Source organism: Mycobacterium scrofulaceum, assembly GCF_002086735.1.
GTDB classification, from domain to species: domain Bacteria; phylum Actinomycetota; class Actinomycetes; order Mycobacteriales; family Mycobacteriaceae; genus Mycobacterium; species Mycobacterium scrofulaceum.
The window spans coordinates 63,281-88,173 of the sequence record NZ_MVIJ01000014.1; the positions used below are offsets into that span (position 1 = coordinate 63,281).

At 69.3% G+C, this 24,893-nt stretch carries 26 protein-coding genes; 11 read left to right on the forward strand and 15 right to left on the reverse strand.

Going from position 1 to position 24,893, the window contains the following annotated elements:
* Window positions 1-2 precede the first annotated feature (2 nt).
* From BST44_RS11680 to exaC, 3 genes are read right to left on the reverse strand one after another with little or no spacing between them, the layout of a single operon-like run.
* A complete protein-coding gene (locus BST44_RS11680; RefSeq protein WP_208619778.1) occupies window positions 3-281 on the reverse strand; it encodes a putative holin in 279 nt (92 codons plus the stop codon).
* Between the two features lie 19 nt (window positions 282-300).
* A complete protein-coding gene (locus BST44_RS11685) occupies window positions 301-771 on the reverse strand; it encodes a DUF779 domain-containing protein (RefSeq protein WP_083177330.1) in 471 nt (156 codons plus the stop codon).
* On the reverse strand, window positions 768-2,291 hold the full coding sequence (gene exaC, locus BST44_RS11690) for an acetaldehyde dehydrogenase ExaC (protein WP_083177329.1): 1,524 nt from the start codon (window positions 2,289-2,291) through the stop codon (window positions 768-770). The genes BST44_RS11685 and exaC overlap by 4 nt, the downstream gene beginning before the upstream one ends.
* 66 nt (window positions 2,292-2,357) lie before the next feature.
* On the opposite strand from exaC, the gene BST44_RS11695 reads away from it, so the two are divergent.
* From BST44_RS11695 to BST44_RS11710, 4 genes are read left to right on the forward strand one after another with little or no spacing between them, the layout of a single operon-like run.
* Window positions 2,358-4,403 carry a prolyl oligopeptidase family serine peptidase gene (locus BST44_RS11695; protein ID WP_083177332.1) on the forward strand — a complete coding sequence of 682 codons (2,046 nt, stop codon included), beginning with the start codon at window positions 2,358-2,360 and terminating at the stop codon, window positions 4,401-4,403.
* Between the two features lie 10 nt (window positions 4,404-4,413).
* The gene (locus tag BST44_RS11700) at window positions 4,414-4,725 is read left to right on the forward strand and encodes a hypothetical protein (protein ID WP_007167597.1); all 312 of its coding nucleotides are present in this window, start codon (window positions 4,414-4,416) and stop codon (window positions 4,723-4,725) included.
* Between the two features lie 7 nt (window positions 4,726-4,732).
* Window positions 4,733-5,650, forward strand: a complete 918-nt coding sequence (locus BST44_RS11705) for a crotonase/enoyl-CoA hydratase family protein (protein ID WP_083177273.1) — start codon at window positions 4,733-4,735, stop codon at window positions 5,648-5,650.
* A 52-nt stretch (window positions 5,651-5,702) separates the two neighbouring features.
* Entirely contained in the window at window positions 5,703-6,149 is a 447-nt protein-coding gene (locus BST44_RS11710; protein WP_083177274.1) for a DUF5078 domain-containing protein, read from the forward strand.
* A gap of 70 nt (window positions 6,150-6,219) precedes the next feature.
* Here BST44_RS11710 and BST44_RS11715 read toward each other — a convergent pair whose 3' ends face one another.
* The 3 genes from BST44_RS11715 to BST44_RS11725 form a co-directional block, all read right to left on the reverse strand.
* Window positions 6,220-9,150, reverse strand: a complete 2,931-nt coding sequence (locus BST44_RS11715; RefSeq protein WP_083177275.1) for an MMPL/RND family transporter — start codon at window positions 9,148-9,150, stop codon at window positions 6,220-6,222.
* The gene (locus BST44_RS11720; RefSeq protein WP_083177276.1) at window positions 9,147-9,695 is read right to left on the reverse strand and encodes an MmpS family transport accessory protein; all 549 of its coding nucleotides are present in this window, start codon (window positions 9,693-9,695) and stop codon (window positions 9,147-9,149) included. The genes BST44_RS11715 and BST44_RS11720 overlap by 4 nt, the downstream gene beginning before the upstream one ends.
* Window positions 9,696-9,765: 70 nt before the next feature.
* Window positions 9,766-10,452, reverse strand: coding sequence for a TetR/AcrR family transcriptional regulator (locus BST44_RS11725; protein WP_142274467.1), 687 nt, complete (start codon window positions 10,450-10,452; stop codon window positions 9,766-9,768).
* Between the two features lie 84 nt (window positions 10,453-10,536).
* On the opposite strand from BST44_RS11725, the gene BST44_RS11730 reads away from it, so the two are divergent.
* Window positions 10,537-12,267: a cytochrome c biogenesis protein DipZ gene (locus tag BST44_RS11730; RefSeq protein ID WP_083177278.1), complete on the forward strand. Its 1,731-nt coding sequence runs from the start codon at window positions 10,537-10,539 to the stop codon at window positions 12,265-12,267.
* On the opposite strand, the gene BST44_RS11735 is transcribed toward BST44_RS11730, so the two are convergent.
* Together BST44_RS11735 and BST44_RS11740 are read right to left on the reverse strand one after the other, a co-directional pair.
* On the reverse strand, window positions 12,254-13,120 hold the full coding sequence (locus tag BST44_RS11735) for a hypothetical protein (protein ID WP_083177279.1): 867 nt from the start codon (window positions 13,118-13,120) through the stop codon (window positions 12,254-12,256). The two genes, BST44_RS11730 and BST44_RS11735, sit on opposite strands and share 14 nt — an antisense overlap.
* Before the next feature lie 11 nt (window positions 13,121-13,131).
* The gene (locus tag BST44_RS11740; RefSeq protein ID WP_083177280.1) at window positions 13,132-13,656 is read right to left on the reverse strand and encodes a mycothiol transferase; all 525 of its coding nucleotides are present in this window, start codon (window positions 13,654-13,656) and stop codon (window positions 13,132-13,134) included.
* A 54-nt stretch (window positions 13,657-13,710) separates the two neighbouring features.
* Between BST44_RS11740 and BST44_RS11745 the strand changes: the two genes are divergently transcribed.
* The 4 genes from BST44_RS11745 to BST44_RS11760 are packed head-to-tail and all read left to right on the forward strand — an operon-like array spanning window position 13,711 to window position 17,104.
* Complete coding sequence (locus BST44_RS11745; RefSeq protein WP_083177281.1) at window positions 13,711-15,456, forward strand: N-acyl-D-amino-acid deacylase family protein; 1,746 nt, start codon at window positions 13,711-13,713, stop codon at window positions 15,454-15,456.
* 38 nt (window positions 15,457-15,494) lie between these two features.
* A complete protein-coding gene (locus BST44_RS11750; RefSeq protein ID WP_083177282.1) occupies window positions 15,495-16,100 on the forward strand; it encodes a PPE family protein in 606 nt (201 codons plus the stop codon).
* A 30-nt stretch (window positions 16,101-16,130) separates the two neighbouring features.
* The gene (locus tag BST44_RS11755) at window positions 16,131-16,532 is read left to right on the forward strand and encodes a hypothetical protein (RefSeq protein WP_083177283.1); all 402 of its coding nucleotides are present in this window, start codon (window positions 16,131-16,133) and stop codon (window positions 16,530-16,532) included.
* Window positions 16,529-17,104, forward strand: a complete 576-nt coding sequence (locus BST44_RS11760; RefSeq protein ID WP_083177284.1) for a carboxymuconolactone decarboxylase family protein — start codon at window positions 16,529-16,531, stop codon at window positions 17,102-17,104. Before BST44_RS11755 ends, BST44_RS11760 begins: the two co-directional genes overlap by 4 nt.
* Here BST44_RS11760 and BST44_RS11765 read toward each other — a convergent pair.
* The 3 genes from BST44_RS11765 to BST44_RS11775 all read right to left on the reverse strand — a co-directional run bounded on the left by BST44_RS11765 (window position 17,093) and on the right by BST44_RS11775 (window position 20,456).
* Window positions 17,093-17,917 (reverse strand): SDR family NAD(P)-dependent oxidoreductase, encoded by an 825-nt coding sequence (locus tag BST44_RS11765; RefSeq protein WP_083177285.1) that lies wholly within the window; start codon window positions 17,915-17,917, stop codon window positions 17,093-17,095. The genes BST44_RS11760 and BST44_RS11765 overlap by 12 nt on opposite strands.
* Before the next feature lie 143 nt (window positions 17,918-18,060).
* Window positions 18,061-19,686 carry a chaperonin GroEL gene (gene groL, locus BST44_RS11770; protein ID WP_083177286.1) on the reverse strand — a complete coding sequence of 542 codons (1,626 nt, stop codon included), beginning with the start codon at window positions 19,684-19,686 and terminating at the stop codon, window positions 18,061-18,063.
* A gap of 203 nt (window positions 19,687-19,889) precedes the next feature.
* The gene (locus tag BST44_RS11775) at window positions 19,890-20,456 is read right to left on the reverse strand and encodes a TetR/AcrR family transcriptional regulator (protein WP_083177287.1); all 567 of its coding nucleotides are present in this window, start codon (window positions 20,454-20,456) and stop codon (window positions 19,890-19,892) included.
* Window positions 20,457-20,559: 103 nt separating this feature from the next.
* Here BST44_RS11775 and BST44_RS11780 point away from each other — a divergent pair, with 103 nt between their 5' ends.
* On the forward strand, window positions 20,560-21,474 hold the full coding sequence (locus BST44_RS11780; RefSeq protein WP_083177288.1) for an SDR family NAD(P)-dependent oxidoreductase: 915 nt from the start codon (window positions 20,560-20,562) through the stop codon (window positions 21,472-21,474).
* Between the two features lie 54 nt (window positions 21,475-21,528).
* On the opposite strand, the gene BST44_RS11785 is transcribed toward BST44_RS11780, so the two are convergent.
* Window positions 21,529-22,224 carry a M24 family metallopeptidase gene (locus BST44_RS11785; protein ID WP_083177289.1) on the reverse strand — a complete coding sequence of 232 codons (696 nt, stop codon included), beginning with the start codon at window positions 22,222-22,224 and terminating at the stop codon, window positions 21,529-21,531.
* Window positions 22,225-22,254: 30 nt separating this feature from the next.
* Here BST44_RS11785 and BST44_RS11790 point away from each other — a divergent pair, with 30 nt between their 5' ends.
* The gene (locus BST44_RS11790; RefSeq protein ID WP_083177290.1) at window positions 22,255-22,749 is read left to right on the forward strand and encodes a cupin domain-containing protein; all 495 of its coding nucleotides are present in this window, start codon (window positions 22,255-22,257) and stop codon (window positions 22,747-22,749) included.
* Here the strand turns inward: BST44_RS11790 and BST44_RS30090 are convergent, their stop codons facing one another.
* Genes BST44_RS30090 through BST44_RS11800 form a run of 3 tightly spaced genes read right to left on the reverse strand, consistent with a single transcriptional unit; the run spans window position 22,750 to window position 24,824 of the window.
* On the reverse strand, window positions 22,750-22,908 hold the full coding sequence (locus tag BST44_RS30090; protein ID WP_158086651.1) for a hypothetical protein: 159 nt from the start codon (window positions 22,906-22,908) through the stop codon (window positions 22,750-22,752).
* The gene (locus BST44_RS11795) at window positions 22,905-24,347 is read right to left on the reverse strand and encodes a flavin-containing monooxygenase (protein ID WP_083177291.1); all 1,443 of its coding nucleotides are present in this window, start codon (window positions 24,345-24,347) and stop codon (window positions 22,905-22,907) included. Before BST44_RS11795 ends, BST44_RS30090 begins: the two co-directional genes overlap by 4 nt.
* Window positions 24,348-24,824 (reverse strand): VOC family protein, encoded by a 477-nt coding sequence (locus BST44_RS11800; RefSeq protein WP_083177292.1) that lies wholly within the window; start codon window positions 24,822-24,824, stop codon window positions 24,348-24,350.
* Window positions 24,825-24,893: the final 69 nt, after the last annotated feature.

A 24,893-nucleotide genomic window follows, 5' to 3' on the forward strand; every position in this document is an offset into this window, starting at 1 on the left:
GGTCAGCCACCGGAGGTCACCCGCAGGGCGACGAGCACACCGAACCAGCCCGGCGCCAGCGACAGGACGAACGCGCCCAGCGTCGTCACCCACCGGCGCCCGGAGAACAGGATCGTCACCAGCCCGGCGACACTGGGGATCCCCACCACCGACGCGATGGCGAAGGCCGGGCGGACGCCGCCGTGGGCCACCACGGCGAAGCCCACCCCCGCCAGCACCCCGACCGCCGCGCCGATCAGCATGGCGCCGGCCAACAACCGCGGACGCGGGAGGGGGATCACGCCTTCGACATTACTGCGGTCACCGACCCGGAGGGCACGTTCGCAGCGCCGCGCCGGTCACCACCTGCCCGCGCACGCAAGGGCGTTCGCCGCGTTCGTAATCGGCGCCGGTGATCACCGGCGTCCGGCGCAGCTCGGCCTGTTCGTCGTCGGTGAAGACGCGGCCGCGGGACAGGAACCGCAGGCCTTCGGGCGCCTCCAGGCTGAAGCCGCCGCCGCGGCCCGGGACCACGTCGATGACCAACTGGGTGTGCTTCCAGGTCTCGTACTGCGGGCCCGAGATCCACACCGGCACCCCGTCCCCGACGTCGAGCACACCGAGCAGCACGTCGCGGTCGCCGACGATGAAGTCCCCGTGCGGGTAGCACATCGGCGACGACCCGTCGCAGCAGCCGCCGGACTGGTGGAACATCACCGGGCCGTGCCTGTCCTGCAGGCGCGCCAGGAGTTCGGCCGCGCCTGCGGTGATGACCGCACCGGGGACTGTCAGAAGAACCCCTGCGCCTTCTCGGAGTAGGACACCAGCAGGTTCTTGGTCTGCTGGTAGTGGTCGAGCATCATCTTGTGGTTCTCCCGGCCGATGCCCGACTGCTTGTAGCCGCCGAAGGCGGCGTGCGCGGGATAGGCGTGGTAGCAGTTGACCCACACCCGGCCGGCCTGGATGTCGCGCCCGGCCCGGTAGGCGGTGTTGCCGTCGCGGCTCCACACCCCCGCGCCCAGGCCGTAGAGGGTGTCGTTGGCGATCGAGATCGCGTCGTCGTAGTCCGAGAACGACGTCACCGCCACCACCGGGCCGAAGATCTCCTCCTGGAAGATCCGCATCTTGTTGTTGCCGGCGAAGATCGTCGGCTGCATGTAATAGCCGCCGGACAGGTCGCCGCCCAGCTCGGCACGCTCGCCGCCGCAAAGGACCCTCGCACCTTCCTCTTTGCCGATCTCGATGTAGGACAACACCTTTTCCAGCTGGTCGTTGGACGCCTGCGACCCCAGCATGGTCTCGGTGTCCAGCGGGTCGCCCTGGCGCACCGCCTTGGTCCGGATCGCGGCCAGCTCCAGGAACTCGTCGTAGATGTCCGACTGGATCAGGCTGCGCGACGGGCAGGTGCACACCTCGCCCTGGTTGAGCGCGAACATGGTGAAACCCTCGAGCGCCTTGTCCTGGAAGTCGTCGTGCGCCGCCAGCACGTCGGAGAAGAAGATGTTGGGGCTCTTGCCGCCCAGCTCCAGCGTGACCGGGATCAGGTTCTGCGACGCGTACTGCATGATCAGCCGCCCGGTCGTGGTCTCGCCGGTGAAGGCGATCTTGGCGATCCGGTTGCTCGACGCCAGCGGCTTGCCCGCCTCGGCGCCGAACCCGTTGACCACGTTGACCACCCCGGCGGGCAACAGGTCGCCGATCAAAGACATCAGGTAGAGCACCGAGACCGGCGTCTGCTCGGCGGGTTTGAGCACCACCGCGTTGCCGGCCGCCAGCGCGGGCGCCAGCTTCCAGGTGGCCATCAGGATCGGGAAATTCCACGGGATGATCTGGCCGACCACGCCCAGCGGCTCGTGGAAGTGATAGGCGACGGTGTCGTCGTCGATCTGGGACAGCGAGCCCTCCTGGGCGCGGATCGCCCCGGCGAAGTAGCGGAAGTGGTCGACCGCCAGCGTGATGTCGGCGCCCAGCGCCTCGCGGATCGGCTTGCCGTTGTCCCACACCTCGGCGACGGCCAGCGCGGCCTTGTTCTGCTCGATCCGGTCGGCGACCTTGTTCAGGATCGCCGCGCGCTCCGCGGGCGGGGTCTTGCCCCACGCCCGGGCCGCGCCGTGCGCGGCGTCGAGCGCCCGGTCGACGTCGGCCGCGTCGGACCGGGCCACCTCGCAGAACGGCTGCCCGGTCACCGGTGTCGGATTCTCGAAGTAACGGCCCTGCGCCGGCGGGACCCACTGGCCGCCGATGAAGTTGTCGTAGCGGGATTCGTACGACATCAAGGCCCCAGCGGAACCCGGACGTGCGAAAACAGTCATCAGCTCGGCCCCTCGCTCGTCGGTGTAATACACCTCACACTACCGCCGGAGGCCACAATGGCTTCCATGACGTCACAAGCCGCCGCCGCCCCCGAAGATGCCCCCGACCCCTACCTGTGGCTCGAGGACGTCACCGGCGACGAGGCGCTGGACTGGGTGCGGGCGCAGAACGAGCCCACGCTGGCCGCGTTGCGCGACGAGGAGTTCGAACGGATGCGCGCCGAGGCGCTCGAGGTCCTCGACACCGACGCCCGGATCCCGTACGTGGTCCGCCGCGGCGAGTACCTGTACAACTTCTGGCGCGACGCCGCCAACCCGCGCGGCCTGTGGCGGCGCACCACGCTGGACAGCTATCGCAGCAGTTCCCCCGACTGGGACGTGCTGATCGACATAGATGAACTAGGGCGAGCTGACGACCAGAACTGGGTCTGGGCCGGCGCCGGCGTCATCGAACCGGAGTACACGCGCGCCCTGGTCGCGCTGTCCAGGGGCGGCTCGGACGCCTCCGTCGTGCGCGAATTCGACATGTTGACAAGGGAATTCGTCGACGACGGGTTTACCTTGCCGGAGGCCAAGTCGCAGCTGGCCTGGGTGGACACCGACACCGTCCTGGTCGGCACGGACTTCGGCGACGGTTCGCTGACCGACTCGGGCTACCCGCGGGTGATCAAGCGGTGGCGCCGGGGCACCCCGCTGACCGAGGCGCAGACCGTGTTCTCCGGCGCCCGCACCGACGTCAGGGTGTCCGCCTCCGTGGACCGCACCCCCGGGTTCGAGCGCACCCTGCTCGGGCGGGCCCTGGACTTCTGGAACGAAGAGGTCTACGAACTGCGGGGCCTCCCCGAGAACCCCGAGCTGGTCCGGATCGACGCGCCCACCGACGCGAGCCTGTCGATACACCGCGAATGGCTGTTGATCGAGCTGCGCACCGATTGGTTCTACGGCGCGAACAGCTATCCCGCCGGTTCCCTACTGGCGGTCGACTACGAAGAATTCCTCTCCGGCACAACAGAATTGAGCGTGGTGTTCTCACCCGACGAGCACACCGCGCTGAATCACTACGCGTGGACGCGTGACCGCCTGCTGATGGTCACCCTCGCCGACGTGGCCAGCCGGGTGGAGATCGTCACGCCCGGTGAGTGGCGCCGCGAACCCGTCCCCGGCATCCCGGAGGCGACCAACACGGTCGTCGTCGCCGCCGACGACACCGGCGACGAGTTCTTCCTCGACTCCAGCGGCTTCGTCACCCCGTCGCGGCTGATGCGCGGCACCGGCACCGGCGCGCTGGACCAGGTCAAGTCCGCGCCGGCCTTCTTCGACGCCGAAAACATGACGGTGGCACAGTATTTCGTGCCCTCCCAGGACGGCACGCCGATCCCGTACTTCGTGGTGCGGCCGGCCGGCGCGCGGGGCCCCGGCCCGACCATGCTGTACGGCTACGGCGGTTTCGAGTCTTCCAACACCCCCGCCTACAGTGGCGTGCTCGGCCGGTTGTGGCTGGCCCGCGGCGGCACCTACGTGCTGGCCAACATCCGCGGCGGCGGCGAGTACGGGCCCGGCTGGCACACCCAGGCGATGCGCGAGGGCCGGCACAAGGTCGCCGAGGACTTCGCCGCGGTGGCGACCGATCTGGTGAACCGCGGCATCACGACCGTCGACCAGCTCGGCGCGCAGGGCGGCAGCAACGGCGGCCTGCTCATGGGCATCATGCTGACCCAGTACCCGGAACGCTTCGGCGCGCTGGTCTGCAGCGTGCCGCTGCTGGACATGAAGCGCTACCACCTGCTGCTCGCGGGCGCCTCGTGGATGGCCGAATACGGTGACCCGGACAACCCGGACGACTGGGCGTTCATCTCCGAATACTCGCCCTACCAGAATATTTCGGCCACCCGGCACTACCCGCCGGTGCTGATGACCACGTCCACCCGCGACGATCGGGTGCATCCCGGCCACGCCCGCAAGATGACGGCGGCGCTGCTGGCCGCCGGGCACCGGGTCTTCTACTACGAGAACATCGAGGGCGGGCACGCCGGCGCGGCCGACAACCAACAGGTCGCGTTCAAGGCGGCGCTGACCTATTCGTTCCTGTGGCGGATGCTGGCCGGGTCTTAGGATCGTCGACGTGTCAGCGACCCAACGCATCGAACTCACCCTGCTGGCGACCGGGCTGATCTTCATCCTGGTATCGGCGGCGCAGGCACGCTACCGCTTCATCCGCGACCGCCGGGCCGGCCGGCGGTTCTACTGGGCGACGGCGGTCATCGGCACCGTCTGTTTCGCGCTCGGCACCGGCAAAATCTGGCCCAACGCCGTCGCCGTGGCGGTGATCTTCTCCGGCCTCCTCGCCCTGTCGGCCTACCTGACGACGCCGTACCTCAAGATCGGCGACCGCATCTACGCGTCATCACCGGAAAACCGTCAGCCCGACCCGTAAGGAAGCCATGCCAACCAGGGACTTCGAGACGCTCCTGTACACGACGGCCGGTCCCGTTGCCACCATCACGCTGAACCGCCCGGAGCAGCTCAACACCATCGTGCCGCCCATGCCCGACGAGATCGAGGCGGCCGTCGGCCTGGCGGAGCGCGACCCGGCCGTCAAGGTCATCGTGCTGCGCGGCGCCGGCCGGGCCTTCTCCGGCGGTTACGACTTCGGCGGCGGCTTCGCGCACTGGGGCGAGGCGATGATGACCGGCGGCCGGTGGGACCCCGGCAAGGACTTCGCGATGGTGACCGCCCGCGAGACCGGCCCGACGCAAAAGTTCATGGCCATCTGGCGGGCGTCCAAGCCGGTCATCGCCCAGGTGCACGGCTGGTGCGTCGGCGGGGCCAGCGACTACGCGCTGTGCGCGGACCTGGTCATCGCCAGCGAAGATGCGGTGATCGGCACCCCCTACAGCCGCATGTGGGGCGCCTACCTGAGCGGGATGTGGCTCTACCGGCTCAGTTTCGCCAAGGTCAAGTGGCATTCGCTGACCGGGCGGCCGCTGACCGGCGTGCAGGCCGCCGAGATCGAGCTGATCAACGAGGCGGTGCCGTTCGAGCGCCTCGAGGCCCGGGTCGCCGAGGTCGCCGCCGAGCTGGCCCGGATCCCGCTGTCGCAGCTTCAGGCGCAGAAGCTGATCGTCAACCAGGCCTACGAGAACATGGGGCTGGCCTCCACCCAGACCCTGGGCGGCATCCTCGACGGGCTGATGCGCAACACCCCCGACGCCCTCGAGTTCATCAAGGCCGCCGAAACCCAGGGCGTGCGGGCGGCGGTCGAGCGGCGCGACGGTCCGTTCGGCGACTACAGCCAGGCCCCGCCGGAGCTGCGGCCCGACCCCACACACGTCATCGTGCCTGATCGCGGCCAATGCTGAGCTGAACTAGGAATCTGGCCGCCGCCGCCGGAAAAGTGCTACCGTAACAGCTATGTCTCGGCTGAACACCGGCTTGCGCGCAGGCGCCGCCTTCCTCGCCCTCGGCATCGCCGCCGCCGTCTTCCCGAAGGCCGCCGTCGCCGACTCCACGGAGGACTTCCCGATCCCGCGCAGGATGATCAACACCACCTGCGACGCCGAGCAGATCATGGCGGCCACCCGGGACACCAGCCCGGTGTACTACCAGCGCTACATGATCGACTTCAACAACCACCCGAACGTCCAGCAGGCGACGATCGACAAGGTGCACTGGTTCTACTCGTTGTCGCCGGAGGACCGCCGGACCTACTCCGAGAACTTCTACAACAACGACCCGCTGTGGTACGCGTGGCCGAACCACATGAAGCTCTTCTTCAACAACAAGGGCGTCGTCGCCAAGGCGACCGACGTGTGCGCCCAATACCCGCCCGGCGACATGTCGGTGTGGAACTGGGCCTGACGCTCAACAAAAAATCCGCGCGTCCCCGTGAGGAAGGACGCGCGGATTTTTTTGTCCGGCGCGCGAGCGCTCAGCGCGGCTGTACCACTCCCCCCGCCGGCCGCTCGTCGACGTTCTTGAGGAGCAGATCGCGCACGACGGGACGCGGTCCGTACGGTCGCAGCATCGTGCTGGCCGGCCGTGGACGCACGTGCTGCGGCCACCAGAACCAGCGCCCGAGCAGGGTAGCCAGCGACGGCGTCATGAACGACCGCACGATCAAGGTGTCGAACAACAAACCCAGCGCGATCGTCGTTCCCACCTGGGCCATCACCAGCAGCGGGCTGAACATGAACGTGGCCATGGTCGCGGCGAACACCAGACCGGCGGAGGTCACCACCGAGCCCGAACCGGCCATCGCGCGGATCGTCCCCGTCTTGAGCCCGGCGTGGATTTCCTCCTTGAACCGGGATATCAACAGCAGGTTGTAGTCCGAGCCGACCGCCAGCAGCAGGATGATCGCCATCGCCAGCACCATCCAGTGCAACTTCAAGCCCAGGATGTACTGCCATAGCAGGACGGAGAGCCCGAACGAGGCGCCCAGGGACAGCAACACCGTCCCGACGATCACCACGGCCGCCACGGCGCTGCGGGTGATCACCAGCATGATGATGAAAATCAGTGTGGCTGCGGCGATTCCGGCGATCATCAGGTCGATGTTCGAGCCGTCGTGCATGTCCTTGTAAGTCGCGGCGGTACCGCCGAGGTAGACCTTGGCACCCTCCCAGGGCGTGCCCTTGATCGCCTCGTGCACGGCCTGCTTGATCGGATCGATGTGGCTGATGCCTTCAGGAGTCGCCGGATCGCCTTCGTGGGAGATGATCAACCGGACGGCATGCCCATCCGGCGAGATGAACTGTTTGAGACCCCGTGCGAAATCCGGACTCTTGAATGCCTCCGGCGGAAGGTAGAACGTGTCGTCGTTTTTGGCCTTGTCGAAGGCATCGCCTTCGGCGGTGGCGTTGTCGGACTGCGCTTTCGCCTGTTCGTTGAGGCCCATCATGGTCGCGTAGTTCGACATGGTGGTGTCGAGGTTGCGCTGCTGACTCTCGATCTGCGGCGGAATCAGCGCCACCAGCTTCGGCTGGATCTGATCCAACTTGTCCAGATTCGCGCTGAGCTCCACGATGTTCTGAGCCACCTGGTCGATGCCGTCGAGCGCGTTGAACACCGACCGCAGCGCCCAGCAGGCCGGAATGTCGTAGCAGTGCCTCTCCCAGTAGAAGAAGCTGCGGATCGGCCGGAAGAAGTCGTCGAAGTTGGCGATGTCGTCGCGCAAAGCCTCCGTGATCCTCACGGTTTCCTTGGTGAGCCTGGTGGTTTCGTGCGTCGTGTTACTGAGGTCCTGAGTCACCTGCATCTGCTCGTGCAGCGTCGCCATCGTCTTGCGCAACTCGTTCGCCTGCTTGAGCAGGTTCGCCGCCTGCTCGTCCTGATAGTGCTGGGTCTGGATGCGCCCCGCGGCCTGTGCACTCATCTGAAAACCGAGCGTGCTGTGGTCGAGCGGCGTGCCCAACGGCCGGGTGATGGTCTGCACCCGGCCGATGCCGGGGATGTGGAAGACCGCCTTGGCGACCTTGTCCAGCACCAGGAAATCGGCCGGGTTACGCAGGTCGTGATCGGTCTGGATCATCAACAGCTCGGGATTGAGCCGGGCCTGGTCGAAGTGCCGGTCCGCGGCGGCGTAACCGACATTGGCCGGGGTGTCCGCAGGCAGGAAGTGGCGGTTGTCGTAGTCCGTCTTGTAACCGGGCAGGGCGAGCAGACCGACCAATGCGACCCCGATGGTCACCGCGAGAACCGGCGCGGGCCAGCGGACGACAGCGGTGCCGACGCGACGCCAGCCCCGGGTCGCCAGCTTGCGCTTCGGATCCATGAGCTTGAAGAACGACGCCACGGTCAGCACCGCGGGGCCCAGAGTCAACGCCGCGAGCACCGCGACCAGCATGCCCACGGCGCACGGTGCGCCCAATGACTGGAAATACGGCAACCGGCAGAAGCTCAGGCAGTACATCGCGCCGGCGATGGTCAGTCCCGACCCCAGCACGACATGCGCGGTGCTGTGGAACATCGTGTAGAAGGCTTGTTCGCGGGTCTCGCCCAGACCGCGCGCCTCGTGGTAGCGGCCGACCACAAAGATCGCGTAGTCCGTTCCGGCGGCGATCGCCATCAACACCAACAAATTGTTGGCGAACGTGGAGAGTCCGATGATCTCGTTGTTGGCCAGCAAGGCGACGACGCCTCGAGCCGCGGCCAACTCGATGAACACCATCACCAGCATGATCAGCATGGTGGTGACCGAGCGGTAGACGAACAGCAGCATCACCACGATCACCACAAAAGTGACAAGAGTGACGAGTGCGACGCCCTTCTCGCCCGCGTGGGACTGGTCGGCGAACAGCGGACCCGGGCCGGTGACGTATGCCTTGATTCCCGGCGGCGCGGGCACCGAGTCCACGATCTTGCGGAGGGCCAGGGCAGACTCGCTGGCCAGCCCGCCACCCATGTTGCCGGCGAGGTAGACCTGCACGTAGGCGGCCTTCTGGTCGTGGCTCTGGGAACCCGCCGCCGTCAGCGGATCGCTCCAAAAATCCTGGACGTGCTGAACGTGTTGCTTGTCTTGCTCGACGCGCCTGACGATCTCGTCGTAGTAGCGGTGCGCGTCGGCCCCGAGCGGCTTGTCACCCTCCAGCAAGATCATGGCCGAGTTGTCCGAGTTGAACTCCTTGAACGTCGATCCGACCTTCATCGTCGACTGAAAGGACGCCGCGTCAGTCGGACTCATCGACACCGAGTGGTTTTTGGCGACGGCCTCCAGCTGCGGGGCCGCGGTGTTGGTGACGAACACGATGCCCAACCACACCAGGACGATCGGCAGGGCGAGCCGGTGGATCATCCGCGGCAGGAACGGTGGGATCAGCGGCTGTTCGACGCGCGGCGGAGCCTCGCCCGGCTCGCTCATGCGGACTTGTCCAGGCAGTAGACGAAGGGGTTCACGGTCTCGTTGGCATCCGAGCGATTCGGGGCCTTGATGACGTCACCGTGCCCGTCGTGGTTGTTCACGACGAACTGGCAGGCGATCCAACTACCGTCTCCCTGCGCGATCAGGTTCGCCGGGATGCCGGGCTTCGTCGAACTCAAGACGACGTGCCAGGGCAGGGGCACGTTGAGGGCCTGTTTCGGATGGGAGTTCTCGTCGAGGTAGTTGACGGTTGCCGTGCTCCCCGGTGAACCCCAGACCTCGAGCGTGATCGTCTTGGCGTTGAACTGGTCGAGGACCTCGCCCGAGGTGCCACCACCGAACGAGCCCTTGTGAACGCCGAAGATGCCGTGCAATCGGTACACGACGAATCCCGACACCGCGACGACCGCCGCGATCGTGAGCACCAACCAGAAACGCCCCAGCAGGCCCTGCTTCTTCTCGCGCCGCGGAGTGACAGCTTGGCCCTCCCCGCCGGCGGGGCCCTGCTTCTCCAGCGGCTCGGTCCTTGGCTCAGTCGTCGTCATGGGCACTGCAAGTCCTTCCCCGTTTGCACCAGTTCTCGTTCGCCAAGCCATAACTCCCCGGCCTCCATGGTCATGGCTTCTCCGCGATGAGGCCGACGCACGTCGCAGTCAGCAGGCGGGTGAGGGCGGAAGTGAAGTCCAGATTCCATTCGGGGGGAATCACTTCCGGCTCCTCAGCGTAGGCGTCGGTGAGGCGCTCCGGCGGGTTGGCGACCTGCCACAGCGTGGCCGCCAGCGAGTACGCCGCCAACAGGATGTCCAGCGACCCGGAGCGGCCGAGCTCCGGCAGCGCGCTCTCGATGGATTCGGCGAGCGACAAGGTGGCGGCGGTGCTGATCCGCTTGACCTCGACCACCCGCTCCGCGTCCACCTCGTGCTCGAGGTGCAGGTGCAGGTTGGCCAGCAGGTCGCAGAACAGCGGGTCGTCGGCCAGGGCGTCGGCCAGCGTCTCGGCGATTCGCGACGGCGACTTGGCGCCGGGCTCGGCGAGCTTCTCGGACACGGTGGTCGACCACCGCACCCACCCTTCGGCGGAAAGGTGCAGCAAAACCTCTTTGTGGGAGCTGAAGTAGCGGCGGACGGCGGAGTAGTGAATGCCGGCCCGGCTGGCGACGGCGGTCAGCGTGACCGACGCGACGCCGGCCTCGAGCGCCAGTGAACGCGCGGCCTCCACGAGTGCCTCCGCACGTTGGCGTTTCTTCTCCTCGGTGCGGGCGCGCTGGAAGGTGAGTTGCGCCACTGGCCGAGCGTAACGCACGTCGTGTGATTTGTATAACGCACGGAGCGTGATTTGCGCCGCGTCACGTTGAACCTTCCGGGGGCGGTAAAGGTGTAAGTAACTATGCACACCATCGCGCTCATCGGGTTCCTCGGCGGCCTCCTCACCGGGATCTCGCCGTGCATCCTGCCGGTGCTGCCGGTGCTGCTGCTATCGGGTGCGGGCAGCTCCCGGGGGATCAGTGGCGCCGCACGGCCCTACCTGGTGATCGCCGGCCTGGTGTGCAGCTTCTCCGTGGCCACGCTGGTCGGCTCCGGCCTGCTGACGGCGTTGCATCTGCCGCAGGACGCGATCCGGTGGGCGGCCCTGGTGGTGTTGGTGTTGATCGGTGCGGGGTTGATCTTCCCGCCGCTGCAGCACCTCATCGAGCGACCGTTCGCATACCTGCCGCAGCGTCAAATCGGCGCCAACGCAGACGGTTTCGGTCTCGGCCTGGCGCTGGGCGCGCTCTATGTGCCGTGCGCGGGCCCGGTGCTCGCGGCGATCGTGGTCGCCGGTGGCACGCAATCGATCGGGCCCGGCGCGCTGGTGTTGACTGCGACGTTCGCGCTGGGCAATGCGCTGCCGCTGCTGGCGTTCGCGCTCGCCGGGCGGCGCGTCGCCGAACGCGTCGCCGCGTTCCGCCGCCACCAGCGCGCGATCCAGGTCGCCGGCGGCATCACGATGGTGGTGCTGGCCGTGGCGCTGGTCTTCAACCTGCCGGCGATGCTGCAGCGCGCCATCCCCGACTACACCACGGCCATGCAGCACGAAATCGGCGCCGACGACCTCCGGCGCACGCTCAACCCCGCCCCGGCGACGCCGCCGCCGGGATCCGGCGGCTTGCGGCTGAGCCCGGCCGGGGCGAGCGGCGCCGGCGCGCTGGCCGACTGCATGGACGGCGCCACCCGGTTGCAGCAGTGCGGCCCGGCCCCAGCCATCGCCGGTATCTCCGAGTGGCTCAACACCCCGGACGGCAAACCGCTCGACCGGGCGGCGGTGCGCGGCAAGGTGGTCCTCGTCGACTTCTGGGCGTACTCGTGCATCAACTGCCAACGCGCCATCCCGCACGTCGTCGATTGGTACGACCGGTACCGCGACGCCGGGTTGCTGGTGATCGGGGTGCACACCCCGGAGTACGCGTTCGAACGGGTACCGGCCAACGTGGCCAGCGGCGCCGCCGCGCTGCACATCACCTACCCCGTCGCCCTCGACAACGACTACACGACCTGGAACAACTTTTCGAACCTGTACTGGCCGGCCGAGTACCTGATCGACGCCAGCGGAACGGTCCGGCACACCAAGTTCGGGGAGGGCGACTATGACGGGACCGAAAAGCTCATCCGCGACCTGTTGGTCGACGCCCGCCCCGGCAGCGAACTGCCCGCGGCGACGAGGGCCGCCGACACCACCCCGCAGACCCGCCTCACCCCCGAGACCTATCTGGGCGTCGAGCGGGCCGGAAACTACGGTGGCACAGGCGAGTACAAGGCGGGCACCGCGACGTTCGACTACCCGGCGTCGTTGCCCGGTGACAAGTTCGCGCTGCACGGGCGGTGGAAGCTCGACGACCAAGGCGCCACCGCCGACAGCGAAGACGCCGCCGTTCGGCTGAATTACACGGCCAAGGACGTCTACGTCGTGGTCGGCGGCACGGGCGCCCTCACCGTGACCCGCGGCGGCAAGACGACCACGACGCCGATCGGTGGCCCCCCCACGCTGCACCAGATCGTCGCCGACACCGACGCACACGCCGATCAGCTCGACATGAGGGTAAGCCCTGGGCTGCAGGTGTTCTCGTTCACCTTCGGCTGAGTTGCGGCCGATTCCGGAGCCCACCCAGAAGCGCCAACAGCACGCCCGCGAGCACCAACCCGGCGCCGGCGAGCAGCGTCGCGTCGAGCCATCGGTGCATGCCCGCCTCGGCGTGGCCGACCATCACCTCGGCGATGCGGCGGATGTCGCCGGTGGTGTGGTTGAGCGCGTCGTTGACGTAGCGGCCGGCGATCTCGATGCCCGCCCAGCCGCCGGCGCCGACCAGCAGCGCGCAGACTCCGAGGCTGGTGAGCGCCTTGCCGCGCCGGCGGGCGGCGGCCAGCGTCAGCACGGCGCAGACGGCGCTGAGGGCGGCCGCGCCGGCGCTGACCCACGGCCCCCAGGTGGCCAGCGGGCGGAGCCGGCCCCGCCGCAGCGTCTTGGGCGCCGATGCCGTCAGCGGAACGGTCAGCGCCGCAGGGACTTTCACGTTGTGGCGGCGCAGTATCGGTTGCATCGAGGCGTCCCTGAGCATCGGCGCCACGTCGACCGCCCAGGATCCGCCGGCACCGGCCGCGGTGAACAGCCAGCGGTGCGCGGCGCGGTTCGCCTCGGCGAACGACGCCGGAAACGCCGGCCCGGCCGTGAAGGCGCTCGCCGCCTCGTGCAGCTCCGCGCTGTCGACCGGTTGCCCCCCGTTGTGGGCCGCGACGAGCGCCGCCGCGCGGTTGGTCAGCTCGTCGGCGGCGGCGGACTGCAGCGCCGGGTCGGCCGCGGCGCGCCGGGCCAGCGCGGCGTAGCCGCCCTCGCTGACGACGTTGCACTGCAGCCAGGCCGCCGGGATCGCCACGGCCAGCGCGACGGTCGTGGCCAGCCACAGCACCGCCCGCAGGACCGCGGCCGCGAATCGCACGGCCGGAGAACCTACGGCGCGATTCCGCGCACGTAGGCGGCCTGCCCGAGGTGCTGGGCGCAGTCATCGATGATGCTCACCAGCCGCGCGCTGGCCGTCACCGGCGGGTCCCAGTTGGTGTCCACCACCCGCTCCAGCTCGGCGGCGGTCACGCCGGCGACGTAGGAGAGCGTCAGCTTGTGCACCGCGTGGTAGTAACCGGACAGCAGGTCCGCGGGGGCCTTGACCTTCGCGACCTGCTCGGGGCCGTGCCCGTAGCCGGTGTCGTTGCGCGGCAGGTCCAGCCCGAAGCGGTCCACCCAGCCGTCGCGCAACCACACCTGCTCGACGCCGGCCACGTCGGCCAGCTGGATGTCCTGCACCCGCGCGCTGTGCCAGATCAACCAGGCGATGCTGTTGGCGTCCGGGGTCACGCGATAGTCGGCGACCGCGTCGGTCAAGCCGTCGGCGATCTCGTCGACGTGTTCGATCAACCGGGTGAAGGCGTCGCGGAGCAGTTCCTGGACGGCGGCGTCGGGGCTGGAGTTGTTGGCCATACCAGCGACACTAGAGCCTGGCACGACCCGCCGGCACGGTCGTAGATTGTTTGGATGACTTACGACCTGATCATCCGCAACGGCACGATCGTCGACGGGCTGGGGGGTGAGCCGTATGTCGGCGACGTCGCGGTGGCGGCGGGTGGCGTGATCGCGGCGGTGGGTCACGTCAACGGGAAGGCCGCCGCGCGGGAGATCGACGCCACCGGGCTGTTGGTCACCCCGGGCTTCGTCGACCTGCACACCCACTACGACGGGCAGTCCATCTGGTCGGAACGCCTGACGCCGTCGTCGGCGCACGGGGTGACCACGGTGGTGATGGGCAACTGCGGCGTCGGCTTCGCGCCGTGCCGCCAGGAAGACCACGACGTGCTCGTCGACGTGATGGCCGGGGTCGAGGACATCCCCGGCGTCGTCATGACCGACGGGCTGCCGTGGACGTGGGAGACGTTCCCCGAGTACATGGACGCCTTGGAGGCCGGCCGCCGCGACATCGACGTGGCCGCCTATCTGCCGCACTCCCCGCTGCGCGTCTATGTGATGGGCCAGCGCGGCGCCGACCGCGAACCGGCGACCGCAGAGGACCTGGCCAAGATGCGGGCGCTGGCCAAGGAGGCGGTCGAGGCGGGAGCGCTGGGTTTCGCGTCGTCACGGCTGACCATCCACAAGACCGAGAGCGGTTCGCCCATCCCGAGCTACGACGCCGCCCGCGAGGAGATCGAGGAGATCGCCCGCGGTGTCGTCGACGGCGGCGGCGGGCTGCTGCAGTTCGTGCCGGACATCCCGGCCGGCGGCTACGAGCCGGTGCTGCAGACGGTGTTCGACGTGGCCGAGGAGGTGGGCCTGCCGCTCACGTTCACGTTGGTCGTCGCGAACGCCGGCGACCCCACCTGGCCCGACGCCATCACGATGATCGAGAAGGCGAATTCCCGGGCCGGCGCCGGCGACCCCCAGATCACCGCGCAGCTGCTGCCGCGCCCGATCGGGTTGATCATCGGGCTGCAGCTGTCCGCCAACCCGTTCGTGCTCTACCCCAGCTACCGGGAGATCGCGCACCTGCCACTGGCCGAGCGGGTCGCCGAGATGCGCAAGCCGGAGGTGCGCGCCCGCATCCTGGCCGACAAGCCCGGCGTCGGCCACCCGATCCTGTACGTGGCGCAGATGTGGGACTGGATCTTCCCGCTGACCGACACCCCGGACTACGAGCCCGACCCGTCGACCAGCATCGGGGCCCGGGCCAGGGCCCGCGGCGTGGACCCCATGGAGGAGGCCTACGACCGGCTGCTCGACGACGACGGCCGCGCCATGCTGCTGGTGGCGACCAGCAACCTGCAGGGGAACTCGCTGGACACCGTCGGGGAGTTGCTGCACCGCGACGACGTGGTGCTGGGCCTCGGCGACGGGGGGGCGCACTACGGGATGATCTGCGACGCCAGCTACTCGACCTACTTCCTGGCGCACTGGGCGCGCGACCGCGAGTCGGGGCGGTTCACCGTGCCGGAGGCCGTCCGCGAGCTCACGTCGGTGCCGGCCCGCGTCGCCGGGCTGGGCGACCGCGGGCGCATCGCGGTCGGGTACAAGGCCGACCTCAACGTCATCGACCACGCGGCGTTGCGGCTGCACAAGCCGGTGATCACCTACGATCTGCCGGCCGGGGGCCGGCGCCTGGATCAGACCGCCGACGGGTACGTCGCGACGATCGTGGCCGGCGAGGTGATCGCGGAGAACGGCGTGCCCACCGACGCGCGCCCGGGCAAGTTGGTCCGCGGGCGGCAACGCCGCCCGGTACCCGCGCAATAACGCCACCAAAGCCGCCGAATCCCGGGTAAGTTAAGCCGGTGACGAGCCCGCATTTTGCGTGGTTGCCGCCAGAAGTCAACTCGGCACGAATCTTCTCGGGTCCCGGAGCCGGGCCGCTGCTTGCTGCCGCGGAAGCCTGGGATGGGCTGGCCGAGGACTTGGCATCGTCGGCCTCGTCGTTTTCTTCGGTCACGTCAAACCTCGCCAGCGGCTCCTGGCAGGGGCCATCCTCGGCGGCGATGATGGCCCTTGCCACGCACTACGTGAGCTGGCTGAGCGCGGCGGCGGCCCAGGCCCAGGCCGTGTCCAGCCAGGCCTCGGCCGTCGCGGCCGCGTTCGAGGGGGCCCTGGCGGCCACGGTGCAGCCGGCGGTGGTGGCGGCCAACCGCGCGCTGGCGCACGCGTTGTCGGCCAACAACTCGCTGGCCCAGAACACCCCCGCGATCGCCGACATCGAGGCCGCCTACGACCAGATGTGGGCGTCGGACGTGGAAGCGATGTACGGCTACCACGCCGACGCGTCGGCGGCCGTGGAGAAGCTGGCGCCCTGGCAGCAGGTCCTGCAGAACCTGGGCTTCCACTTCAGCAGCAGCGGTCAGCTGACGTTCGGCCTGCCGGCGGCGCGGGTTCCGCGCACGCTGTAACGGCCCGGCCCGCGCCTATCCTGGAGCGTCATGCGCACCAAGAAGCAGGTGGACATCGAGCGGCTCGCCGCCGCCCTTGGCGACTACCCGTACGCGTACCTGATCACCGTCGACGACGACTACCGCGCGCACACCGTCACGGTCGAGCCGCGGCTGCGCAAGGCGACCCTCGACGTCGGCCTGATCGGCGGCCGCACCCGGCAGAATCTGGCCCGGCGCCGCGACGTCACCCTGCTGTGGCCCCCGACCGAGCCCGGCGGCTATTCGCTGATCGTCGACGGCACGGCGGAGGTGACCCCGGAAAGCCAAGCCGGGGATGCCGTCCGCCTGAGCGTGCTGCCCACCCGCGCGCTGTTGCATCGCGAGGCCGACCCCGACTCCCCCGGCGCGGCCAAGGGCTGTCTGCACGACTGCGTGGTGTTCTCCCGGTGAGCCGCGTCGCCCCGCTCGCCCCGCCGTGGAGCGAGGAGGACGCCGCGGGCATCAATAGCTGGGGCCACCCGGACCGCACCTATGAACCGCTGCTGCTGGTGCGCTGCCTGCAGCGCCATCCGGCGCTGGCCACCCGGCTGCGCAAGCTCGGCGAATCCCTTTATGTGGCAGCCCTTTTGCCGGCCCGGACCCGGACGATCGCGATCCTGCGCACCTGCGCGCTGGTCGGCTGCGCGTACGAGTGGGGCGGGCAGGCGGCGTTCTGGGGCCCGATCGCGGGTGTCAGCGACGACGAGTGCGACGCGCTGGTGACCGGCGGCCCCGACGACCCGCGGTGGAGCCCGGCGGAGCGGACGCTGGTCGCGGCGGTGGACGAATTGGAGCACGCCGGCTCGTGGTCGGAAGCCACCTGGACGGCGCTGGGGCGCTTCCTTTCCGACGAGCAGCGGATCGAATTGCTCACGGCCGTCGGCTGGTACCGGACCATCTGCACGCTGTGCAACGCGCTCGCGCTCCCGGTGGAGGGCTGGATGCGGCCCTGGCCCGACTCCGGTGGCCGCTCAGCGGGCTGACCGGTCCCTTTTCAGGCCGGGATGCTGGTTCTTCAGCAGCGGCAGCAGCAGCCGTCGCGGCATGAACTGGAACAGCCGGGTGGACAGTCGGCTCGGCAGCCCCGCGATCACGGTGCCGCGGTCGTGCTCGAGCGCGTCGACCCCGGCGCGCGCCACCTGCCGGGACGGCATCCACATGAACTTCGGGAAGGCGTTGGCGAATGTGCGCTCGTCCATGCCCGCGTTCTTCAGGAATTCGGTGCGCACCGGCCCCGGGCACAGCAGCGCGACGGTGACGCCGGTGCCGGCGAGTTCGCCGCGCACGCCCTCGGTGTAGGTCTTCACGAACGCCTTGGTGGCGGCGTAGCCGGCCTGCCCCGGGAACGGGTGGTAGCCGGCCGTGGATCCGACGTTGAGGATGGCGCCGCGCCCCCGCGGCACCATCTGCTGGACCGCGCGGGTGGTCAGGTCGATGACCGCCTCGACGTTGACGCGTACCTGGGCGATCTCGTCGGCGACACGCGTCTTCGTCACCGACCCGATGGTGCCGACGCCGGCGTTGTTCACCAGGATGTCCGTGGTCAGCCCGCGGCGATCCACCTCGTCCAGCAGGCCGGCACGGGCCGTCGCGTCGGCGACGTCGCAGGTGATCACCTCGACGCGCACGCTTTTCGAGAGTTGGTCGGCCAGCTCGCGCAGCCGGTCCTCGCGGCGGGCGACGAGTGTGACGCCGTGTCCCCGGTCGGCCAGTTCGCGCGCGATGTCGGCGCCGATGCCGCTCGACGCGCCGGTCACGACGGCGGTGCCGGTGGGTGCGGGAGTCGGAAGGGCCACGCCGTCGAACCTACCGGTCGCCCCCGAATGCTCGCCGCGGGCCCGGCCGGCCGGGCGCCGGGCGGCGCGCGCCCGGCCGGCGGGGCGCTCGGCACACGAAAAAGCCCGGCCCCCAAGGGGACCGGGCTTTTTCGTGCTGGGGACTAGAAGTCCATGCCGCCCATGCCGCCGGTCGGGTCGCCCGCGGGAGCGGCCGCCTTCTCCGGCTTGTCGGCGACGACGGCCTCGGTGGTCAGGAACAGCGCCGCGATGGACGCCGCGTTCTGCAGCGCCGAGCGGGTCACCTTCACCGGGTCGGCAACGCCGGCCTTGAGCAGGTCCTCGTACTCACCGGTGGCGGCGTTCAGGCCGGTGCCGGCGGGCGAGTTGCGGACCTTCTCGGCCACCACTCCGGGTTCCAGGCCACCATTGAAGGCGATCTGCTTCAGCGGAGCCTCGAGCGCCACGCGCACGATGTTGACGCCGGTCGCCTCGTCGCCGGACAGCTTCAGCTCGTCCAGTGCCGGGGCCGCGTGCAGCAGGGCCACGCCACCACCGGCGACGATGCCCTCCTCGACGGCCGCCTTGGCGTTGCGGACCGCGTCCTCGATGCGGTGCTTGCGCTCCTTGAGCTCCACCTCGGTGGCGGCGCCGGCCTTGATCACCGCAACACCGCCGGCCAGCTTGGCCAGGCGCTCCTGCAGCTTCTCGCGGTCATAGTCGGAGTCGCTGTTCTCGATCTCCTGGCGGATCTGGGCCACGCGCCCGGCGATGGCGTCGGTGTCACCGGCGCCCTCGACGATGGTGGTCTCGTCCTTGGTGACGACGACCTTGCGGGCCTTGCCGAGCAGCGCGACGTCGGCGCTCTCCAGCGACAGGCCGACCTCCTCGCTGATGACCTGGCCACCGGTGAGGATCGCCATGTCCTGCAGCATCGCCTTGCGGCGGTCACCGAAGCCGGGGGCCTTGACCGCCACCGACTTGAAGGTGCCGCGGATCTTGTTGACGACCAGGGTGGAAAGCGCCTCGCCCTCGACGTCCTCGGCGATGATCAGCAGCGGCTTGCCGGCCTGGATGACCTTCTCCAACAGCGGCAGCAGGTCCTTGACCGTCGACACCTTCGAGCTGACCAGCAGGATGTAGGGGTCCTCCAGGACCGCTTCCTGCCGCTCGGCGTCGGTGACGAAGTAGCCCGAGATGTAGCCCTTGTCGAACCGCATGCCCTCGGTGAGCTCGAGCTGCAGGCCGAAGGTGTTGGACTCCTCGACGGTGATGACGCCCTCGTTGCCGACCTTGTCCATCGCCTCGGCGATCAGGTCGCCGATCGACTGGTCGCCCGCCGAAATCGCCGCGGTGGCGGCGATCTGGTCCTTGGTCTCGACCTCCTTGGCCGACTTGAGCAGGGTCTCGGTGACCTTCTCGACCGCCTTCTCGATGCCGCGCTTGAGGCTCAGCGGGTTGGCGCCCGCCGCGACGTTGCGCAGGCCCTCCTTGACCAGCGCCTGGGCCAGCACCGTGGCCGTCGTCGTGCCGTCACCGGCGACGTCGTCGGTCTTCTTGGCGACTTCCTTGACCAGCTCGGCGCCGATCTTCTCGTACGGGTCCTCCAGCTCGATCTCCTTGGCGATGGACACACCATCGTTGGTGATCGTGGGGGCGCCCCACTTCTTCTCCAGGACGACGTTGCGGCCCTTGGGGCCCAGCGTCACCTTTACCGCGTCGGCGAGGGCGTTGAGCCCCCGCTCGAGGCCGCGACGGGCCTCTTCGTCGTACGCAATTGTCTTGGCCATTGCGAAGTGATTCCTCCGGATCGGGAATGACACCGGGTGACCACGTGTGGCCACCCCATTACTTACGCTGGCCGGGTGCAGTGCCCGCGACGGACGACCCCAGGTGTCTGCTGGTCTCACCGTCCCGACCTAGCACTCGCCAGTCGCGAGTGCCAACGTCATTCTTAGCACTCGCCTATGCCGAGTGCAAGAACAGTCCGCGCTTATCGCGGCGGGCGTAAACCGTCGATGACGACGTCGGTCGCCCGCTCGGCCAGCCCCGAGTCGTAGGCCTGCATCGCCTGGCAGCCGACGAGGATCGCCTTCAGGTCCCGCATGTCGATGTCGCGCCGCGCGGTGCCCGCCCGCTGGGCCGCGCGCAGCAGCTCGCCCATCATGGCCTTGAAGGCGTCCTCGGCCTCGGGCGCGGCGCATTCGATGTCGATGCCATATCCGGCCAGCGCGTCGACCAGGCCGCGGTCCGCGGCCCCCCACTGCAGCACCATCGAGCGCAGAAAGGCGAACAGCGCCTCGCCGGGGCCCTCGGTTTCCAGCAGGGCGTGGCCGTCGTCGACGAGCCGCTGCATGCGGTTCTCGATGACCGCCGCGAACAGCGCCTCCTTGGTCGGAAAGTGCCGGTAGACGGTGCCGGCGCCGACGCCGGCGCGCCGGGCGACCTCGTCGATCGGCACCGACAGGCCCTCGGCGGCGAAGGTCGCGTAGGCGACGTCCAGCACGCGCGCCCGGTTTCGCGCCGCGTCGGCACGCAACGGCCGTGCGGGCTGCGCCATGTGTTCACCACCTTCAGGTTGACAAAGCGGGGCGTGCGTTCCGTATAGTTCAGATCAACCGGAGCGCTCGCCCCGTTTAGTCTAGGCGTTAGAGGAGAAACCCATGGCCAACTGGACCGCCGCGGACATTCCCGACCAGACCGGGCGGGTCGCCGTCATCACCGGGGCCAACACCGGCCTCGGCTACCAGACCGCGGCCGCGCTCGCCGACCACGGCGCGCGCGTCGTGCTGGCGGTGCGCAACCTGGACAAGGGCAAGGACGCCGCCGCCCGGATCAGCGCCAAGAGCCCGCACGCCGACGTCGCGCTGCAAGAGCTCGACCTGACGTCGCTGGACTCCGTCCGCACCGCGGCCGACCAGCTGCGGTCCGACCACGACCGCATCGACCTGCTGATCAACAACGCCGGCGTCATGTACACGCCGAAGGAAACCACCAAAGACGGCTTCGAGATGCAGTTCGGGACGAACCACCTCGGCCACTTCGCCCTGACCGGGCTGCTGCTGGACCGGCTGCTGCCGGTCACGGGCTCACGGGTGGTGACGGTGAGCAGCATGGGCCACCGCATCCTCGCCGACATCCACTTCGACGACCTGCAGTGGGAACGCCGCTACAACCGGGTCGCGGCGTACGGCCAGGCCAAGCTGGCCAACCTGTTGTTCACCTACGAACTGCAGCGCAGGCTCGCACCGCACGGCACCACGGCCGCGGTCGCCGCCCACCCCGGCGGGTCGAACACCGAGCTGGGCCGCTACACGCCGAGGGCGGTCCGGCCGCTCGTCAATGTGTTCTTCTCGGTGATCGCACAGGACGCCGCGATGGGCGCCCTGCCGACGCTGCGCGCCGCCACCGACCCCGCCGTGCTCGGCGGGCAGTACTACGGGCCCGACGGCTTCGCCGAGACCCGGGGCTACCCGAAGGTCGTCTCGTCGAGCGCCAAGTCCCACGACCCGGAGCGGCAGCGCCGGCTGTGGGCGGTCTCGGAGGAGCTCACCGGCGTCCGGTATCCCCTGGGTTAAGCCCACGGTGCCGACCCGCGGCGCCCGGCGCATGCGCCGCGCTTGCGATCGGCACTAAGGCAGGTCGAGCAGCTGCTCGTAGAAGCCGCCGAAGCCGCGGGCCCGGTCGGCCAGATGGATCTCCAGGATCCAGTGGCAGGCGCGGCCGGCCGGGTCGGTGCGCCGCATCGGCTTGTTCGACCCGGGCATGATGTACCACTCGACGCCGGGCCCGGCGATCTTGCGGTGCGGAAACTCCCCGACCAGGTGCCCGGCGATCGGACTGGCGAACGCGAAGCCCTCGGCGTGCGCCACCCCGACGACGAAGTCGTAGAGCTCGGCGCCGGTGACGTCCGGGTGCCCGTCGAAATACTCGCGCCCGGCCTGCCACACCCGGGGCAGGGCATCGCGGACGGCGGCCTTGTGCGGGTCGTCGCTCAGCACGAACGTTCGCCCGAAGTCGGCCTCCCACTCCGCGAAGATCGGCCCGAGATCCAGGAAGACGATGTCGCCGTCGGCCACCACCCGGTCCGGCGGGCGCTCGCTGAAGGGCTGCAGCGTGTTCTCGCCGGCCCGCACGATCCGCCGATGCCAATGCCGGGTGACCCCGAGCATTTGCGCGGCGAGCCGGTTAATCTCGTCGGACAACTGCTTCTCGGTGACGCCGGGGCGGATCATGGCGCGCCGCTCGATCTCGTCGAACAGCCGCGCGGCCCTGGCCTGGGCGTCCAGCAGCCGGTCCGCCCGTAGCTGTTCGTCTGCCCCCTGCACCCCGGCGATGCTAGCTGGCACGCTGGGCAGATGTCCCTCGTCGTGCCGCCCTATCCCCCGCCCCGCTACACCGCAGACGAGCCGGAGGTCAGCGCCTGGCTCAAGCGCGCCGACTCGCCACCCGACTACGAGACCGGGGGCGTCAAGTACCACTACCTGGCCGACCAGCGGGCGACCGACGGCGACTACGGGCTGTACCGGGTCGACCTCCCGCCGGCCGGCGGGGGCCCCGGCCCGCACTTTCACCGGGCGATGTCGGAGGCCTTCTTCGTGCTGTCCGGGACGATGACGCTCTACGACGGCACCCGGTGGGCCGACGGCCACCAGGGCGACTTCCTCTATGTCCCGCCCGGCGGGGTGCACGGCTTCCGCAACCAGGCCGACGAACCGGCGTCCATCCTCATGCTCTTCGCCCCGGGCGCGCCGCGGGAGGCCTATTTCGAGGGCTTCGGGGCGCTGGCCGACATGACCGACGACGAGCGCAGGGAGTGGTTCGTTCGCCACGACAACTACTGGGTGCAGTAGCTAGGGTGTCGCTGTGCGGGCAAAGAAGCCGTCGAACCGGGCGGCGGCATCGGCGCGGCAGAAACTCGATGCGGCGATGAGCGCGCCGGTGCGGGCCGCGGCCCGGATCAAGCGGTCGCGGTCGCCGCTGCGGATCACCTCGCGGGTCGGGGGGGTCACCCGCCCCAGCGGTAATCCGCGTCGACCAGCTCGCGGGTGCGCTCGAAGAAAGTGCGCCCGCTGTACGGCAATTGGGTGACCACCTTGCCGCTGGGATGCCGGAAGTAGTTGCTGCACGCCAGCCATACCTTGCCGGTCATGGCGGCCTGGATCTCGTCGTTGTAGCGGCGCTGCGCGCCGGGCGTCACCTCCACGGTGCGCGCGCCGCGCCCCGTCATCGCGTCGAGGATGTGGCGGACGAACGTCGTCTGCGCCTCGTGGATGTAGATGATCGAGTTGACCCCGTTGGTGTTGGGGCCGTACAGCGTGAAGAAGTTCGGGTAGCCCGCCACCAGCGTGCCCAGGTACGCCTCGGCGCCGTCGCTCCAGTCGTCGGCGAGGCGGCGGCCGCCGGTCCCGTACACGTCGATGCTGGCGAGATAATCGGCGGCCTTGAACCCCGTGCCGTAGATGATGGTGTCCACCCGGTGCTCCATGCCGTCGACCGTGCGCACCCCGCGTTCGGTCAGCTCGGCGATCGCGGTGGTCTCCAGGCTGACGTTGGGCAACGCGAACGTGGGGTACCAGTCGCGTGACATCAGCGGCCGCTTGCAGCCGGCGGGGTAGTCCGGTGTCAGCTTGGCGCGCAGCGCGGGGTCGGCGACCTTGCGCATCAGGTAACTGCGGGCCAGCTCGGTCGCCTCGCGGGTCTGCGCGGCGTCGACGTCGAAGGTGGCCGACTCGTAGGCGTCGAAGGCCTCGTCGCGCAGCTTGCGCGCCAGGGCCGGGTCGCGCTCGAACAGCTCGTGCTGCTCGGGCGTGAACGGGAAGTCGAAGCGGGGCGCGATCCAGATCGGGGTCCGCTGAAACACGGTCAGGTGCGCGGTCTCCCGCGCGATCGCGGGCACGTACTGGATGGCGCTGGCGCCGGTGCCGATGGAGGCCACCCGCTCCCCGGCCGTCGACCTGCTGTGGTCCCACCGCGCCGAATGGAATCGGCGGCCTCGGAAGCGCTGCGCCCCCGGGATGTCCGGGACGTGGGGCACGTCGAGCATCCCGACGGCGCTGACCACCACGTCGAACCGGTGCTCACGGCCGTCGGTGTCGGTCAGCGTCCAGCACCGCCCGGTGTCCGACCAGCGCGCGGAAGCCACCGCGGTGTTCGCCCGCAGGCGCGGCCCCAGCCGATGGTCGGCGGCGACCTTCTCCAGGTAGGCCAGGATCTCGGGCTGGTTGGCGTAGGTCTTGCTCCACCGCGGGTTGGGCGCAAAGGAATACGAGTACAGGTGCGACGGGACGTCGCAGGCCGCCCCCGGAAAAGTGTTGTGGCGCCAGGTCCCGCCGAATCCGTGGGCCCGGTCGAAGATGGCGAACTCGTAGCCGCCCTGGGCCAGCTGGATGCCCATGGCGATGCCGCCGGCGCCCGCGCCGATGATCCCGACTCGCGGCTGCCTACCCATCTAGTCCCATTGCGCGAAGTACGGTCGCTGCGGGCGGCTCTTCTCCACCAGGATGAACACCACGCCCCACGGGTCGGCGAACCAGGCGGTGCGGACCCGCGCGACCTCCGCGATCCCGCTGACCAGGAAGCGCACGCCCTTGCTCTCGAGTTCCGCCCGGGTGGCGTCGAGGTCGGCACACATCAGCCCGACGTGGGACAGCCCATGATCGGTGAGGGCCCGTGCGGCGCCCCCGGCGCCGTCGACGTCGAGGTATTCGATCACCTCGAGCACCCGGTCACCGTCGTCGCCGAACCCGACGATGGCCGCCTTCATGCTCGGGTCGGAGACCAGCTCGCCCATGTCGTCGCGAATGGCATTACCGGTCATGACGTAGGGCGGCGAGAGCACACGCAGGCCCAATACATCGCGGTAGAACGCCACCGCGGCCTCGCAGTCGGGAACGCACACCCCGGTGTGGGCCAACCCGGTAATCACGTTCTCAACCTTACGTCGGCCGCCCGGCGTCACCGGGGTCAGCTCGCGGATTCCGGCCGCCGATAATGG

Coding starts and splice junctions, on each gene's coding strand:
- BST44_RS11715 (WP_083177275.1), bottom strand. CDS start 9,150: ATGAGCGAGCCGGGCGAGGCTCCGCCGCGCGTCGAACAGCCGCTGATC.
- BST44_RS11730 (WP_083177278.1), top strand. CDS start 10,537: ATGCACACCATCGCGCTCATCGGGTTCCTCGGCGGCCTCCTCACCGGG.
- groL (WP_083177286.1), bottom strand. CDS start 19,686: ATGGCCAAGACAATTGCGTACGACGAAGAGGCCCGTCGCGGCCTCGAG.
- BST44_RS11695 (WP_083177332.1), top strand. CDS start 2,358: ATGACGTCACAAGCCGCCGCCGCCCCCGAAGATGCCCCCGACCCCTAC.
- BST44_RS11720 (WP_083177276.1), bottom strand. CDS start 9,695: ATGACGACGACTGAGCCAAGGACCGAGCCGCTGGAGAAGCAGGGCCCC.
- BST44_RS11755 (WP_083177283.1), top strand. CDS start 16,131: ATGCGCACCAAGAAGCAGGTGGACATCGAGCGGCTCGCCGCCGCCCTT.
- BST44_RS11775 (WP_083177287.1), bottom strand. CDS start 20,456: ATGGCGCAGCCCGCACGGCCGTTGCGTGCCGACGCGGCGCGAAACCGG.
- BST44_RS11780 (WP_083177288.1), top strand. CDS start 20,560: ATGGCCAACTGGACCGCCGCGGACATTCCCGACCAGACCGGGCGGGTC.
- BST44_RS11745 (WP_083177281.1), top strand. CDS start 13,711: ATGACTTACGACCTGATCATCCGCAACGGCACGATCGTCGACGGGCTG.
- BST44_RS11790 (WP_083177290.1), top strand. CDS start 22,255: ATGTCCCTCGTCGTGCCGCCCTATCCCCCGCCCCGCTACACCGCAGAC.
- BST44_RS11795 (WP_083177291.1), bottom strand. CDS start 24,347: ATGGGTAGGCAGCCGCGAGTCGGGATCATCGGCGCGGGCGCCGGCGGC.
- BST44_RS11740 (WP_083177280.1), bottom strand. CDS start 13,656: ATGGCCAACAACTCCAGCCCCGACGCCGCCGTCCAGGAACTGCTCCGC.
- exaC (WP_083177329.1), bottom strand. CDS start 2,291: ATGACTGTTTTCGCACGTCCGGGTTCCGCTGGGGCCTTGATGTCGTAC.
- BST44_RS11710 (WP_083177274.1), top strand. CDS start 5,703: ATGTCTCGGCTGAACACCGGCTTGCGCGCAGGCGCCGCCTTCCTCGCC.
- BST44_RS11705 (WP_083177273.1), top strand. CDS start 4,733: ATGCCAACCAGGGACTTCGAGACGCTCCTGTACACGACGGCCGGTCCC.